At 52.7% G+C, this 16,441-nt stretch carries 12 protein-coding genes and 1 pseudogene; all 13 read left to right on the top strand.

Translation table 11 applies throughout. From position 1 onward, the window contains the following. Window positions 1-14 precede the first annotated feature (14 nt). Entirely contained in the window at window positions 15-281 is a 267-nt protein-coding gene (locus tag RSX24_RS10530; protein WP_343260542.1) for a hypothetical protein, read from the top strand. A gap of 178 nt (window positions 282-459) precedes the next feature. Further along, window positions 460-1,269, top strand: coding sequence for an MBL fold metallo-hydrolase (locus tag RSX24_RS10525; protein ID WP_343260541.1), 810 nt, complete (start codon window positions 460-462; stop codon window positions 1,267-1,269). Window positions 1,270-1,462: 193 nt separating this feature from the next. Next, window positions 1,463-2,549: pseudogene (tnpB, locus tag RSX24_RS10520) on the top strand (IS200/IS605 family element RNA-guided endonuclease TnpB); the annotation flags it as partial. Between the two features lie 213 nt (window positions 2,550-2,762). Next, window positions 2,763-3,773, top strand: a complete 1,011-nt coding sequence (locus RSX24_RS10515; protein WP_343260540.1) for an aldose 1-epimerase — start codon at window positions 2,763-2,765, stop codon at window positions 3,771-3,773. A gap of 153 nt (window positions 3,774-3,926) precedes the next feature. Continuing rightward, on the top strand, window positions 3,927-5,315 hold the full coding sequence (fumC, locus tag RSX24_RS10510; protein ID WP_236414218.1) for a class II fumarate hydratase: 1,389 nt from the start codon (window positions 3,927-3,929) through the stop codon (window positions 5,313-5,315). 298 nt (window positions 5,316-5,613) lie between these two features. Beyond that, window positions 5,614-8,370, top strand: a complete 2,757-nt coding sequence (locus RSX24_RS10505) for a CHASE3 domain-containing protein (RefSeq protein ID WP_343260539.1) — start codon at window positions 5,614-5,616, stop codon at window positions 8,368-8,370. A 286-nt stretch (window positions 8,371-8,656) separates the two neighbouring features. After that, the gene (locus RSX24_RS10500) at window positions 8,657-10,264 is read left to right on the top strand and encodes a PucR family transcriptional regulator (protein ID WP_339278278.1); all 1,608 of its coding nucleotides are present in this window, start codon (window positions 8,657-8,659) and stop codon (window positions 10,262-10,264) included. Window positions 10,265-10,512: 248 nt separating this feature from the next. Continuing rightward, on the top strand, window positions 10,513-11,403 hold the full coding sequence (gene uraD / locus RSX24_RS10495) for a 2-oxo-4-hydroxy-4-carboxy-5-ureidoimidazoline decarboxylase (protein ID WP_339278279.1): 891 nt from the start codon (window positions 10,513-10,515) through the stop codon (window positions 11,401-11,403). Window positions 11,404-11,441: 38 nt separating this feature from the next. Continuing rightward, window positions 11,442-11,603 (top strand): hypothetical protein, encoded by a 162-nt coding sequence (locus RSX24_RS10490; protein WP_339278280.1) that lies wholly within the window; start codon window positions 11,442-11,444, stop codon window positions 11,601-11,603. Beyond that, window positions 11,597-13,192: a gamma-glutamyltransferase gene (gene ggt, locus RSX24_RS10485; RefSeq protein WP_339278281.1), complete on the top strand. Its 1,596-nt coding sequence runs from the start codon at window positions 11,597-11,599 to the stop codon at window positions 13,190-13,192. Before RSX24_RS10490 ends, ggt begins: the two co-directional genes overlap by 7 nt. A gap of 98 nt (window positions 13,193-13,290) precedes the next feature. Continuing rightward, window positions 13,291-14,613, top strand: a complete 1,323-nt coding sequence (locus tag RSX24_RS10480; RefSeq protein ID WP_236414224.1) for a 5'-deoxyadenosine deaminase — start codon at window positions 13,291-13,293, stop codon at window positions 14,611-14,613. A gap of 39 nt (window positions 14,614-14,652) precedes the next feature. Continuing rightward, a complete protein-coding gene (locus RSX24_RS10475) occupies window positions 14,653-15,816 on the top strand; it encodes an XdhC family protein (RefSeq protein ID WP_339278282.1) in 1,164 nt (387 codons plus the stop codon). Further along, entirely contained in the window at window positions 15,761-16,435 is a 675-nt protein-coding gene (locus RSX24_RS10470) for a nucleotidyltransferase family protein (protein WP_339278283.1), read from the top strand. The genes RSX24_RS10475 and RSX24_RS10470 overlap by 56 nt, the downstream gene beginning before the upstream one ends. Window positions 16,436-16,441 lie beyond the last annotated feature (6 nt).

The raw sequence follows: 16,441 nt of genomic DNA, 5'->3' as shown, positions 1-16,441 counted from the left end.
AGGAGAGAATGACGGTGAATGTTGTGATTGTTTCCGCCGAAATGCATCGCGGCGACGAGATGATGTTTGTGGGAAGTACGGTATTTCGGGCAGAGGGCGATAAGTCCCTTTACGAAATTACGTTTATGAGCAAGAACGGAAAGGACTGGGATTACAGTTTGCATTTCACGGAAGAGTCCGGGGATGAAGAGGAATTGCTGCGCATGGACGAGCTGCTGGAGAACGATGACGATCTTTATAACATGCTGCTGGATGCCGCTTTGGATGCATATCCTGCTTGATTTTGGATGAAATTGGTTCTAACCCCGTGTTGAACAGACTATACTAGACGGTGTGTGCCTGTACTTGGCATGCATCGTCTGTTTTTTTGATGCTTCGAATGAACTGTTGCAAAAAGGGAAGTCTACGACAGAGCAACGCAATCCGGGTCACGATCGCCTGAAGAGGAGGTAAGCGTGTATGTCATTAGACCAATGGTTTACATCCGGCATGACAGGGCTTGAAGAAGTCGCGCACGATATCCTCAGTATGCGGACGCTATTTGTCAATGTTGTGTTTGTCGGGGAAAAAGGAAGCAGGAACTGGATTCTTGTCGATACAGGCATGACGTCGTTTGCCGAGGACATCAAACAGGCTGCAGAACATAGATTTGCAGGCCCGCCTTCTGCGATTATACTGACCCATGGCCATTTCGACCATGTGGGAACGGTAATCGAGTTGGAGCAGTTTTGGGGAGTGCCGGTGTATGCCCATCCATTGGAAATGCCTTATTTGACGGGACAAAAGGATTATCCGCCGGCCGATCCGTCCGTGGGCGGCGGCCTGATGTCCAGATTGTCGTTTGCCTATCCGAACGAAGCCATTAATTTGGACGATCGCGTGTTCTGCCTGCCAAAAGATCATTCTGTGCCCGGAGCTCCTGGCTGGCGCTGGATCCATACGCCTGGCCATACGCCGGGACATATTTCGCTGTTCCGGGATGCAGACCGCTGCCTGATTGCCGGAGACGCCATCGTAACGGTGAAGCAGGAATCGTTATGGAACGTGCTTCTGCAGGATTTGCAGATGCACGGGCCTCCAGCCTATTTTACGACAGATTGGGATGCGGCCCATCGCTCGGTCAGTTGCTTGCGAAGCCTTCAACCGGAAGTCATCATCACCGGGCACGGACATGCGCTTCGCGGAAAGGCGTTAACGGATTCATTAGAGAAGCTGGATGAAACGTTTGAAGACCAGATCGTACCGGAACACGGCAAGTTTGTGGATTGACCGTTACAATGGTGACATACGGCGGCCTGCGATGATCTGCAGCCGTCTTTAATTTTGCCGGATGAGTTTATCTGAAGGTGAGAAGACTCCCTCCTCAAAAGCCTCAGCTTTAGGTGGGGGATGAATCGCCATCTTTTCTATTCAGAACCGAACATATGTGCTATAATAACTGCAAGGAACGGAGGTGTATGGCATGCTCTTCCATAAAGCATACAAGTATCGGATCTACCCCAATCGTGAACAGCAGCAGCTAATCCATCAGATGTTTGGATGTTGCCGTTTTGTGTTCAACTATTTTCTGGGACAATGGAAGGATACGTTTGATGCCACAGGCAAGGGCTTGTCGTACCATGCTTGTGCCACTCAGCTTCCAGGTCTAAAGCAAGAACATCCTTGGTTGAAAAAAACGGACAGTATTGCCCTACAATCGGCTGTTCGGCATGTAGCCGATAGCTTTGATCGTTTTTTCAAGAAGCAGACGCAGGCTCCGCGTTTCAAAAACCGTAAACATCCGGTTCAAAGCTACACGACCCGATATACGAATGGAAATATCGCTGTGAATGGGAGGGAGCTCAAGATCCCCAAGCTGGGGTGGCTGCGTTTTGCAAACTCCCGCCCCTGTGTAGGACGCATTCTCTCGGCTACGGTACGGCGAAATGCCGCGGGGAAGTATTTTGTTTCGCTCGTCTGTGAAGTGGAGATGGAGCCCTTACCGCATAACGAGAAGTCGGTAGGGATCGATCTGGGACTAAAAACGTTTGCGGTATCGTCCGAGGGTATGCGGGATACTCATCCAAAAGCCTGGAGCCAATATGAAAAGAAGTTGGCAAGCTGGCAGCGGAGGCTGGCCCGGCGTACGAAAGACGGATTCAATTGGCAAAAAGCCAAACGGAAGATCGCTCTGATCCACGAGAGAATGGCGAATATCCGCCATGACTTTTTGCACAAGCTGTCCACCAAGCTGATCCGTGAAAACCAAACGATCAGCACCCTCGGACTTAAAAGTTTCTAACATGCTCAAGAATCACAAGCTGGCCAAATCGATCGCTGATGCGTCCTGGAGTGAGTTCAGAAGGCAGCTCACGTATAAAGCGGAATGGTACGGGCGCACCCTCAAGATTGCGGATAGATTTGCTCCGACAAGTCAAACCTGCCATGTATGCGGAGCACTGCACCGAGAGGTGAAAGATCTTTCGGTACGGCAATGGGTGTGCCCATCCTGCGAGACCCTCCATGATCGGGATGTCAATGCAGCCCGAAACATTAAGGATGTTGCCATATCAATCGTCATATCGCCCGTGAACTGTGGGGACCACAGGGATCGCTTGGTCCACTTCGAACCAAGAGGTTCGATTACCCAAGAATCCCCCACTTCAAGCGAAAGCTAAGTGGTGGGAGTGTTCAATCTCTATCATAGATTGGTATTTTTGACGAAGTCATGATATAGTCGAGCCGTATAGTTATAACCTTAGAATGCAGGAGGTACATAATCCATGACACGACAGAATTCGGCAGTGGAAGGGCAATTCGGGGGCATCCCGGCAATCTGGCTTCATTATGGCGCGTTTGAAGCGGCCGTTATTCCAAGCATCGGCGCTAATTTGGTTGCATTTCGCGATACGGAGCGCGGCCATCGTTACTTGCGCGAACCGAATGAGGCACGGATCGAAGAGTTCAAGGCAGCGCCTGCGGTATACGGAATCCCGGTGTTGTCTCCGCCGAACCGTTACGAAGACGGACGTTTTCCTTGGGACGGGAAGGTATACCAGTTACCCGTCAACGAACCGGCTACGGGCAACCATTTGCACGGCTTTTTGCATGATATCGAATGGAAGGTTGAAGGATATGGCTCCGACGATCTTGAGAGCTATGTATTGTTGAGCCAGCAAGTGAAGGAAGGGCATGTTTTCCATAAATATTTGCCGTTTACGTTTACGGTAACCTTGCGCTACTCTCTTAGCGTCGACGGGCTTCAAATTCAGTTGAAAGCACGTAATGAGGGTGCAGAACGCATGCCTGCCCTGTTTGCTTTCCATACGGCGATCAACGTGCCTTTCGTACCGGATAGTGCAGCATCCGACTATACGGCGAAAATTACGATTGGACAACGCCGCGAACTGAATGGACGTTCTTTGCCGACAGGCCAATTTCAACCGCTTTCACCGGAAGAGCAGCAAATGAAGGCTGAAGGGGTCAGCCCATTCTTCGAGGCGATGGATCATCATTACACGTCGGAACCTCAGGATGGCCGCAATTATATGGAGCTGACCAACCTGCGTACAGGGGACAAGCTCGTATATGATGTGGGAACGGCATACAAGCACTGGATGATCTGGAACAACAACACGGAAGGCGGATTTTTCTGCCCCGAGCCGCAAATGAACCTGGTAAACGCACCAAACCTGCCTGAAATTCCCGCAGAAGAAAGCGGTTTGATCGGCCTGGAGCCAGGGGAACTGTTTGAACAGTCGAGCCGCCTGTATCCGATTCGTCCACGCAACTAAGTTTTGCTTTTTTGTGATGCGCTTACATCTTTGTCGAAAAGGTGAAAGTTTGCACGGCAATCATGTATAATATGACAAGATACGCAAGCTCTGCCCATGAAATCATTCATATTTGGAAAGCTCGAAACCATCTTTCCGGAGGAGGACAAGCAAGTGGAATATCGCATTGAGAGAGATACGCTAGGTGAAATGAAAGTGCCCGCAGACAGACTGTGGGGAGCTCAAACGCAACGGAGCAAGGAGAACTTTCCGATCGGGAACGAACAGATGCCGATGGAGGTTGTGCGAGCTCTCGCTATATTGAAAAAAAGTGCTGCAGCCAGCAACCACTCTCTGGGCAAGCTGTCTGCGGATAAAGCAGCGGCCATTGCTGAGGCTGCCGATGAAATTATCGCCGGACGCATCGATGACCATTTCCCACTCGTTGTTTGGCAAACCGGAAGCGGCACCCAGTCCAACATGAACGTGAACGAGGTCATTGCCAACCTGGGCAACCGATTGCTGGAGCAAAAAGGCAAAGAAGAGCGCCTGCATCCGAATGATGACGTTAACATGTCCCAAAGCTCGAACGATACGTTCCCTACGGCACTGCATGTGGCCGGTGTCATTGCTGTTGAGGATCAGCTGCTCCCGGCGATCGCCGTGCTCAAAAAAACGCTGAACGAGAAAGCGGAAGCGTTCAAGGATATCATCAAAATCGGCCGTACGCATCTGCAGGATGCCACGCCGATCACGCTTGGACAAGAAATCAGCGGCTGGTCCGCAATGCTCGACAAGAGCGAGCGCATGATTCGCGACAGCGTACAGTATATGAAGGAGCTTGCCATCGGGGGCACCGCTGTCGGCACAGGAATCAATGCCCATCCTGACTTTGGCGACCTGACCGCAAAGGAAATCGGCAAACATACCGGCAAGGATTTCGTGTCTGCTCCGAACAAATTCCATGCGCTGACAAGCCATGACGAAGTCGTATATGCGCATGGGGCGGTAAAAGCGCTTGCGGCAGACCTCATGAAAATCGCCAATGACGTACGCTGGCTTGCGAGCGGTCCGCGCAGCGGTCTGGGCGAGATTCGCATTCCGGAAAATGAGCCGGGCAGCTCGATCATGCCTGGTAAAGTGAATCCAACGCAGAGCGAAGCCATGACGATGGTGGTTACGCAGGTTATGGGCAACGATGCTGCCATCGGATTTGCCGCAAGCCAGGGGAATTTCGAGCTGAACGTGTTTAAGCCGGTCATCATCTATAACTTCCTGCAATCCGTTCAATTGTTAGCCGATTCCATCATAGCGTTCAATGACAAATGTGCCGTTGGCATTGAACCGAACCTGGACCAAATTCAGCATAACCTGAATAACTCGCTGATGCTGGTCACTGCGCTAAACCCGCACATCGGTTATGAGAATGCGGCGAAAATTGCCAAGCTTGCGCACAAGGAAGGGCTCTCTCTGAAGGAAGCTGCCTTGCAAACGGGTTTGCTGACCGAAGAGCAATTTGATCAATACGTCGACCCGGCAAAAATGATCGCACCCAAAGCCTGATCTATTTCATAGCCAAGGGTATGGTTAACTTGCTTGGCGTTGATCTTTGTTACGAAGGACCTGCGGTTGGCAGGTCCTTTTACCATGATATTTAAAAGTTTTTCAGTCCATGGATGCGTCGAATAACGATCGTTCTACACCATGATTAACCAAATTACATGCATTCACACAAAATACGGATCCATAGAATACGCATGCGCATTGAACGACGTTTCCCAACCAACTTTGGTCGTTGGACGTTACGGTGCGGCAGCCAAATTCAATGGTTGCGATATTGTGCGTTCCACTGGAGGTCCCCATGCTGCCCAAAATGCAAAGATTCTCGATACGCTCCAAAATTTTGCTGGGATATCTCGTCGTACTCCTGTTATTCGGTATCTCGCTCTCCGTTTTATCGGTACAGATCCATACTTTACAGGAAGAAAACGATTATATTAGCCATCATGATCTTGAAGTACATAATCTGACCAATGCCATTGAAAAAAACGTGCTGAACATGGAAACCGGACAGCGCGGATATATGCTTACCGGTGACGAGGATTATCTTGAACCTTATCGGTCGGCCAATTCGGAATGGAATTCGAATTACAATCTTCTCTATGAACTGATCGGCGACAACCCCACCCAGCAGCGCAACCTGGAAATGATTCGGAACCATATCGAGCGCTGGCTGGAGGTTGCGGGGGAACCTGCGATTGCGTTGAAGAAAGAGGGGAGTCCAGGCGAAGTTCTCGCCTTTTTTCGGGCTGACCCCGGAAAAAACGAAATTGATCTTCTTCGCGACCAATTAACCCGGTTTCGGAATACGGAGTTACAATTGACGGATGCCCGCGTATCCGAACTTTCCGATCGTTCCTCCGTGTTGTTAAAAGTCATTTACGCCCTCTGGTTCGCAATCACGGCGATTTCCGTTGCCGCTGCTCTCGCGATCTCCGGCAATATCGTAAAAACGTTGAAAGAAGTGATTCAGACGATCAGCGGCATCTCACGCGGCGGAAGTCTGACTCAACGGGTTCATGTACGTTCGCGGGACGAAGTCGGCGATCTGGGGATGGAAACCAACCGGCTTCTGGATACTGTTCAGGAACAGAATCGGATTAAGGAGCGCATTGCAGCAATGGCCACGATGCTGCAAAACCAGGCCAGTCTTGAATCGCTGTCCCAATTGTACCTGAACCACCTGTCGATCGTTTTGGAGGTCCCTTACGGGGTGCTCTATCATTGGAATAAACATCAACAGTTGACCAATCTGGCATCCTACGCCGCAAGTGGAGAATTGCTTAAACCGAATCAAACCGTATTAAATGTCGGCGAAGGACTCGTCGGACAATGCGTGGCCGAAAAACGGATGCTGCACTTGCATGATCTGCCGCCTGGTTATATCCGTATCGGTTCTGGTCTGGGGTATGCGGAAGCACGCTCATTGACGGTAGCTCCCGTATTATTCGAAGGCAAAGTGATCTCGGTCGTCGAGATTGCCGCTCTCCAGCCTTTGTCTCCGGATCAAGCGGCTGTGCTGAGCGAGTTGAATGAGATTTTCGGAGTATCCCTGCACTCTGTCATGACGCGCATGGAACTTCAGCAGTTGTATGATGAATCCCAAGTGTTAAACGAGGAGCTGCAGGCCCAATCGGAGAGGTTGCAGCAGCAGACCGAAGAGATGGCTTCCCAAACGGAGGAGCTTCAGATGCAGACCGAGGAACTTCACGTCCTCAACGATCGCCTCGAAGAGCAAAAGAGCGCTGCCGAATTATCGGCGAGCGAAATGGCCGTTCTGGCAGAGCAATTGCGTGCTAGTTCGGGGTACAAATCGGAATTTTTGGCGAATATGTCTCATGAATTGCGCACGCCGCTCAACAGCATGCTTATATTGTCCGAAATCCTTGCAGCGAACAAACAGGGGCATCTGGATGCGGAAGAACAGAAATATGCTTCGGTCATTCACGCGTCCGGCAAGGATTTGCTGCACCTGATTAATGACATTCTGGATCTGTCGAAGGTTGAAGCCGGCAAAATGGACATGGCCTGGAGTAACGTAAGGATTGCAGACTTGCCTGAGGCCATGTACCGGTACTTTCAAAAAATGGCGGAACAAAAAGGGCTTGATTTTCGCGTTATATTGCAAGGGGAACTTCCCGAGTACATTGAAACCGACGAGATGCGTTTGCAACAAATTTTGCGGAATTTGCTCTCCAATGCATTCAAGTTTACAAGTAAAGGCGAAGTAATTCTTACGATTTCCCGCATGCATTTGGAAGGCTCCCATAAAGACGGGAAACCGGCCGAGGTTGTCTCCTTCTCCGTAAGCGATACGGGGATCGGGATCCATGAAGATCAGCTGCAGCCCATTTTTGAAGCGTTCAAACAAGCAGATGGGGCCACTGCGCGAAAATACGGCGGGACGGGGCTCGGATTGTCCATATCCCTGTCGCTTGCCAACCTGTTAGGCGGATCCATTTCAGTGACGAGCAGGATCGGCGAAGGGAGCACGTTCTCGCTAATTCTGCCATTGAACAGGGACAATGGCGTCGTTTCGTTATCTCCATCAGATGCGCATGGCGCGAGGTTATTTTTGAATGAGGCGGCTGCTGCAGCCGAACGTTCGGGTCAAAATTCGATGGACGAAGAACCCGATTGGAAAACGGACCCTTGGTTAACGCCGTTGGAGAAAACGCTGCTTCATGGCAAGGAAGTATTCGTCGTAGACGATGACATCCGCAACGTATATGCGCTTGCGAATGCACTTGAGCAATACGGCATGAAGATCGCGACGGCCCAGAACGGGCATGAATGCCTGGAGATGCTGGAGCGGGGAGAGGTTCGGCCGGATATCATCATGATGGACATCATGATGCCGGAATTGGACGGGTACGAAGCGACGCGGCAGATCAGAAACAGACTGGGAATGACGCGAATTCCGATCATTGCGCTGACTGCCAAGGCGATGAAGGAAGATCGCGATAAATGCCTGGCTGCAGGAGCTTCGGACTACATTAGCAAACCGCTTAACATGAGCGAAGTGATTTCCCGCATGAAATTATGGCTGGGGAGTTAAAGGAACAGACGCAAGGCGGATGATCAACATGCGGGCTTGAAAAAAACTACACCAATACGCTGCACGATATGCAATCCAAGAAGCTACCACAGCATGGCTGTGAACAGCCCTTGGGTTGTATTTTTTTTGGATGTCAGCTTTAATCCGGAATTTGATGTTATAATACTTAACAAGAATTAATGGTTCCAGCCGATTTATTACTTTCAAAACTACAGATCAACCTGGAAACGACAGTGAAACTAATTCGTTTATGGTTTTAATGTAATGTACATGGGAGGTAATGTCCATGCAGCTCACGGTTAAAGAGGCTTTGCAGGTGTATCCGCTGTCCGAGGCCAAATTGGTCGCCGGCGGGGAAGGAACTTCGCGTATGATGAAATCCGTCAACGTCATGGATGCTCCGGATATTGCGGACTGGATCAAATCGGGCGAGATGTTGTTTACGACCGCCTTTATTATGAAGGACAACGAAACGGATGCATTGCGCCTGATGCGGCGCCTGAATGAACGGGGATGTGCTGGGCTTGGCATCAAACTGGGACGTTTCTGGCAGTCCATTCCTCAAGGCATCATCGAAGAAGCGGATCGTTTGCGAATGCCTTTGCTGGAATTGCCGTTCCAATTCACATTTTCCGACCAGATGAACGCATTGTTCAAAGCCGAGCACGAGCGCTCCCATCGTTTGCTGCACGAGGTGATGCAAAAGCAGAAAAGGCTGATGAAATTCGCCCTGCATCAACAGCCTTATCGCAACGTGTTTGCCGAGCTGGCGGCGATCCTGAGTCATCCGCTTGCGGTAATCGGTCCTCGCGGACATGTGCTTTTCGGAAGTGAAGGCATTGCTGCGGATTCGGCGGTACAGGGGTGGCCTTGGAGATCGGTCATGCACCGCGTCAAATGGAATCAAGGGAGCTGCCATCGCGTGCCCATCAAGCATAATGACGAGGAGTACGGTTTCCTGCTCGTATTCACGGATTCGGCATTATCGCTCAAGGCTGAGGAAGAATTGTTTCAACAAGCCGCGGACGTGCTTGCCTTCTATATGGATATGACGTATCGGGAACACATTAACCCGACCGTGCAAGACGAGATGCGCACATGGCTGACTCAATATCTGGGCAATAAACTGACGATCGAAGAGCTGAACATGCTTAGCGAAAACAAAGGCGTTTACCTGTTCCAGGGCACGTACCAATGCGTGCTTACCACGTTGGAGCCTGCCGCAGTTGCCGATGGCAAGCTTTTGAAACAGATTCACCGCGAGCTGCAGTACAACCCGCTGATGCAGTTTGCGTCCTCGCAGCATTTTCAGATCGAAGACGGCATTCTATCCCTGTACACTTGTCCGACTGGAAGGGACTATGGAGAAGAATTATCCGCGTTTCTCCTTAACCGTTTTGCTGACGTGCTCGCAGCGCAGGAGGCGAAGGGAGCTTCCGCTCCGCGTTTTTGGATCAGCAAAATGAAACATGAACCCAAATCGCTGCGCGAAGCTTACCAAGAATGCCTGGATACCGGGCAGCTGGCACGCCGATTCGGGATGAAAGACCGGGCGCTGCAATTTGAAATGGTGGAGTTTGCTTATGTATTTCAACATGTGCCGGATCACATCATGGAAAATTACTGCAACAAAGTGTTGGAGCCGCTGCTCGCGCACGAGGGGGATCCGAATCAGGTATTGATGAACACGCTGGAATCTTTTATCGAGAACGACGGTCTGATCAATGAGGCAGCCAAACGATTGTACGTGCATCGCAACACGGTGACGTATCGCATGGAGAAGATCGGCAGCTTGCTGCAAATGGACTTCAAAAAAACGAACGATTTGCTGAAATTGAAGCTGGTCTTTACATTCCGCAAATTCATCCGTGACAAAAACAATCCTCGTACTTGAAGTGAGTTTTAAGTTAGATAATATGCCACCATCCAACTAGAAACCAAGGAAATGTCGCCGTGCTTCCGTTGAGAAGCATGGTTTTTTGTGCTTAAAGGGACATATCAGTAAAAAAGAGCCGTGCACGGCAAACAATTCAACTCACATATGTTATGTTATATTACAAAGTTGCATGATTATTATTGTTGCTCCAAGAACCTGCACGTACAATGAAATACAACAATCTACCAAAGACCGGAGGTGATGGAATGGATGAGTTCATTACACGCATTAACAACTGGTCTGCGGAACAATACGTGCAAACGTTCGGCGGGCTTTTCGAGGAATCGCCGTGGGTAGCCGAGCACTCTTATGGTATGCGTCCCTTTGCCTCTTTTGAACACATGATGAACGTCATGAAACAAGTTGTTCTGGCAGCCGATACCGAGGTCAAGCTGCAGTTGCTTCGCAATCATCCTGATCTTGGGGCACGCATCCGCATGAGCGACAGTTCGGTGCAGGAACAGGCCGGAGCCGGCCTGAACTCCCTTTCTCCGGTGCAATTCGAAGAGATGAACCGATTGAACAGGAAGTATACGGACCGACTGGGGTTTCCGTTTATAATGGCGGTGAAAGGACACCATCCCGATTCCATTTTGCATGCCATGCGGCAACGCAATGAGCGGAGCTGGGACGAAGAATTTCGGACGGCGCTCGGTGAAGTGTTCAACATTGCTTCGATCCGTTTGGAGCAATGGATCACGCAGGCGGGAACTATGTCAGCCAGCTCGGGAGGACGCATCACCACGCATGTACTGGATACGTCCAGAGGCGTTCCCGCAGCTGGAGTGAATGTGGAATTATACAGGATGACGTGCAATAAGGAAATGGAGAGCTGGTCAAGGGAAGGTGCGTCCTTAACCAATACAGACGGGCGGCTGGATGCGCCGTTGTTGGATGGAAGCGGGCTTCAAAAAGGCATTTATGAGCTTCGGTTTCATGTGGAGAAGTATTATTCGGAGCGGTTGGGCGAAGGAGACGGGCCGTCGCTGCTCTGGACCGTGGTTCCGATCCGGTTCACCGTTTCCGATGCGAACAGTCACTACCATATCCCTTTATTGATCGCGCCAGGGGGATACAGTACATACCGGGGGAGCTAAGTAAGCCGAGTACCGGTTTTGAGGCGGAGGGCAGGACGATGGCAAACATGGATACAATCGTCCGGGGCGGCCGGGTAGTGCTGCACGTTCCGGGTGTGCTGGAAGCGGTAATGCTGCTTCACAAATTTGCTTTGCCTGCGGGGGAGGCGGTACAAGCGGCACTCGATGTCTATGCAGGAAAGGAGGGAGCATTATGCTGAACCAGATGCCGGTTTCCAGAAATGCCATGGTTACTACGCCGCATTATATCGCCAGTGCGGTAGGGAGCTCCATCCTGCAGCAGGGCGGAAGCGCGGTCGATGCAGCAATAGCGATCAGCGCAGCCTTGGGCGTTGTCTATCCGCATATGACAGGGTTGGGCGGAGACGCATTCTTCCTTGTTCACGATGGGCAAAGCGGCAGGATTGCGGCTTACAACGGGAGTGGACGCTCCGCTGCAGGCATAAACGCGGATACTTTCAAGTCGATGGGGATGAGTGCCATTCCGCAGCGCGGCGTGCTTAGCGCGATCACCGTTCCCGGCATGGTCGATGCCTGGTGGGAAGTGTGGAACCGCTTCGGCAAGCTGGAGTGGGCGGTATTGCTGGAGCCCGCGGCGCGTTATGCCGAGCAGGGGTGCCCGGTCTCCCGCAATCTGCGCCTGTGGATGGAAAGAGATGAAGAATTGATTACGGGATATGCGCCGCTTAGGCGCATTTACGCCCCGGAAGGCACTCTTTTGCAGGAAGGAGGCCTGCTGCTGCAGCCTGAACTTGCGGCCTCCATTCGTTTGCTCCAAAGCGGGGGACGCAAAGCTTTTTATACAGGGGAACTTGCCGAACGCATCGCTGCAGCCATGCTTGAAGACGGTGGCATGCTGACCGCGAAGGATTTTGCCGATCACCGGGGTGCATGGGTAGAGCCGGTCAGCACGGATTATCGGGGCTATCAAGTGCATCAAATGCCGCCGAACTCGCAAGGGTTCTCGATGCTCATGATGCTGAACATGCTGGAAAACATCAATCTTTCGGCGGTGGCGCGCACGTCGCCCGAGTTCTACCATCTGATGGCCGAAGTGGTGAAGAAGGCTTTCCGCGATCGTGATCGGTATTTGACGGACCCGGATTTCAGGAAGATCCCGCTTGAGCGCCTGTTGTCCAAAGCTTACGGCAACGAGCTCTGGAACGAAATTCATGCGGCACCGCCTTCCGCGCAGCCTTTCATCTCCCAAACGATGGGGCAGGATACCGCGTACGCGGCCGTGGTTGACGGCGATGGTCATGCCGTTTCGTTCATTCAAAGCCTGTATTTCGATTTTGGCTCGGCCTACGTGCCTGGAGGCACGGGGATCATCATGCAAAACAGAGGTTCTTTTTTTTCGCTCGATCCGAAGGATGCCAACGTGCTGGAGCCGGGCAAACGTTCCTTGCATACGTTGATGCCTGGCATGGTCACCCGGAACGGAAAGCCTTGCCTGCTTGTAGGCACTCAGGGTGGCGAAGGTCAGCCGCAAACGCAGCTGTCCGTGCTGACCGGCGTGTTGGATTACGGGCTAACGGTTCAGGAAGCGATCGGGCTGCCGCGTTGGGTTTACGGCCGCACTTGGGGTGAGGATGGGGACACCATGCGCGTCGAGAACCGATTTCACGATGATGTATGCGACACGCTTGCCCGCTGGGGACATCAGGTAGAAGCGGTATCGCCGTGGGATGACATTATGGGCCAATCGCAAGGCATTGCGATTAGCGAGGACGGCATGATCAGCGGCGCGGCCGATCCCAGGGGAGACGGCATGGCGATCGGATGGTAGCCGATAACCCAACCACGCATTAGGGTGATTGCCTGGTCTTTGCTGCAGGATATAGACCAGTTCAAGGGCACAGATTGAAAACGGATGGGGGAAAAGACATGGGAACGATCCTGCTGAAAGGTGCTCAGCTCGTTACGATGAATGCGGACGAAGAAGTATTTACGGGCGATCTCTTCATCGAAGACAACCGGATCAAGCAAATGAAGGAGAATATCGACGCTCATGCCGATGAGGTCATCGATGCCCGCGGCAAAGTGCTGCTGCCGGGTTTTGTCCAAACGCACATCCACTTGTGCCAGACCTTGTTTCGCGGCCGCGCGGACGATCTGGAACTGATGGATTGGCTGCGGCAGCGCATTTGGCCGCTGGAGGCCGCGCATGATGAGGAATCTGTCTATTATTCGGCCATGCTCGGGCTCGGCGAACTCATCTCGAGCGGCACAACGACGATTCTGGACATGGAGACGGTCCATCATACGGAATCTGCTTTTCAAGCAATGGCACAGAGCGGCATTCGCGTCATTTCCGGCAAAGTCATGATGGATCACGGCGACGAGGTGCCGGAGCCGCTGCGCGAGAGCACGTCTGCTTCGCTGCAGCAGAGCGTGGACTTGCTGGAGAAATGGAACGGTTTCGGCGGCGGGCGCATCCAGTATGCGTTCTGCCCGCGTTTCGTCGTCTCTTGTACCGAGGATCTTCTGATCCAAGTCAGGGAGCTGTCCAATCAATACCATGTTCGCGTCCATACCCATGCATCCGAAAACCGGGGTGAAATCGAACTCGTCGAGCATGAACGCGGCATGCGCAACATCACGTATCTGGATCACATCGGGCTCGCCACGCCAAGGCTGGTTCTGGCTCACTGCGTGTGGCTGAGCGAAGAGGAGAAGGAGATCATCCGCAAACGCGGCGTCAAAGTAACGCATTGTCCCGGATCCAACCTGAAGTTGTCCTCCGGGATTGCAGATATTCCGGACCTGCTGAACCGACAGATTGCAGTGGGCATCGGCGCCGACGGCGCGCCGTGCAACAACAATCTGGATATGTTTCAGGAGATGCGTTTGACGGCGCTGATCCAAAAGGTTCCGCACGGGCCGACGATGATGGATGCACGCACGGTGCTGCGAATGGCCACGATGGGAGGAGCCGAGGTGTTGGGTATGTCGAAGGAGATCGGCAGCCTGGAGGTCGGCAAAAAAGCAGACGTCGTGCTGCTTGATCTGGACGATTTTCACACCTATCCTTCTTACGATACGGATGTGTACTCCCGCGTCGTGTATTCGGCAACGCGGAGCTGCGTGGATACGGTGATCATCGACGGTCGCATCGTGCTTGGCAACCGCAAAATCCGGACGATCGACCGTGGTATGGTGCTGCGGGAATCGGATAAAAGCATCGCGCGGTTGATGAAACGAATCTGAGTGAATCGGCTTTCAGCAGAAGCGAATGGAGGAACAGCCATGGAGATGCATGATCTGTGCGCGGCAGCCATCCGCGAAACGAGCTGTGTACTGGCAACGGCGGTGAAGGTGGAAGGCCATGCTTACCGCAAGCAAGGGGTTTCCATGCTGCTCACCGAACGCGGAGACATGTTCGGGAGCATCAGTCCCGGCTGCCTGGAAAGCGATCTTCAGGCTCGCGTTGGCCACGTCTTGGAGACGGGGAAACTGGAATGGGTCGAATACGACATGCGTCCGGAGGAGGATTGGTCCTGGGGAGAGACGATTGGCTGCGGAGGATTCGTGTTGGTTCTTCTTGAGCCTGTGCATGAAGAACTGCGTTCGGTGATGCATGAGATGTACGCTTGTCTGGAGGAAGGGATTGCCGTTGAGCTCTTGCGCCGTTTTCATGCGGATTATTCCCGGACGGAGTATGTTTTGAAGCGAAGGAACGGGATTCTCGGCCATATGGAGATTCCTTCGACTAACTTGGCAGCCCTTCACGCTGGAAAAGAGAGCGAAAAGGAAGAAACGGTTGGCGGGACCGAACGGATGAACCCTGATAAAGCAGAAGAAACCGAAGCATTATCGAACAGTGCTATGGCGGCTGAACAGCGTTGGAACATGCCGCGCTGCCTGAGCAGCGTCCATTCTCCCAAGCCACGCCTTGTCATTGTGGGTGCCGGCAATGACGCGATACCGGTAGCGGGACTTGCGGGAGCTTCCGGCTTCCGCGTCGTGGTCGCCGACTGGCGGGAATCGCTCTGCAATGCGAAGCGATTTCCCCAGGCGGAGCGCGTGCTGGGTTTTCCAAACGAGATCATGCCTGTCCTGCAGATCCGAAGCGGGGATTACGTCATACTGATGAGCCACCAGTTTCCGCGCGAACGCGAGTTTTTGGAGCTGTTGGCAGCTTGCGAGTATCGATATCTAGGAATTCTGGGTTCCAAAACAAGAACGGTAAGACTGCTGAAGGGTCTGCCCATGCTTCCCAATTTGCATGCACCGGTGGGGCTGTCCATCGGGGCGGACGGTCCGCAAGAAATTGCCGTTAGCATCGTGGCTGAACTCATCGCGGACAGAAGAGCCGTTTCGGCGAGAAAGCCGACTGCCGGAGGAGGAGGAGCCTGTGAAACTGACAGGGATCGTGCTCGCGGCCGGTCGGAGCAGCCGACTGGGGCGTGACAAGTTGGCCGTTACGATGCCCGGGGGCAGAAGTCTTGCGGCTTGGACATTGGAGGCCGCTCTAGGCTCATCAGCCTTGGCGAACGTGGTTTGCGTGGTGAAGCCTGAGGATGATTTACGGTGGGTGCCTTCGGAATGGATGGGCGAGGCAAATGCACGTAATAGCAGCGCTTCTGTCCGTATTCGGCAGACGAAGCTGCAGCTCACGGCATGTACCGATGATCGCGAAGGCATGGCCAACTCGCTGCGTTGCGGCATCCAGGCTGCGATGCAGACCCGCCCGGAAGGTGTCGTGATTTTGCTCGCGGACCAGCCCTTGCTGCAATCCCGGCACATCGACCTTGTAGCACGTGTTCTGGCGGAAGATCCCTTACTGGATTACTCGGCAGCGATGGACGACACTCCCGGAGATTTCGGCAAACCGCCGATCGCGTTCCGGTGTCACATGATGGAACGGCTGCTGCTGCTTCATGGGGACGAAGGGGCGCGAACGGTATTGCGTGAGCCATGTTATAAGGGCGGTCAGGTGATCCTGCCAGACTTTGCCTTTTGGGATGCCGATACGGAGCCGCAGCTGGCGCGCATTATCGATTTCGCGGAACGTGCGCAAGTGAAGTGAGAGTGT

Source organism: Paenibacillus hubeiensis (genome assembly GCF_032334105.1).
In the GTDB taxonomy this organism is placed as follows: Bacteria; Bacillota; Bacilli; order Paenibacillales; family Paenibacillaceae; genus Paenibacillus; species Paenibacillus hubeiensis.
Note: the sequence above shows the minus strand (reverse complement) of the source record. Positions and strands in the feature narration are given on the sequence as shown.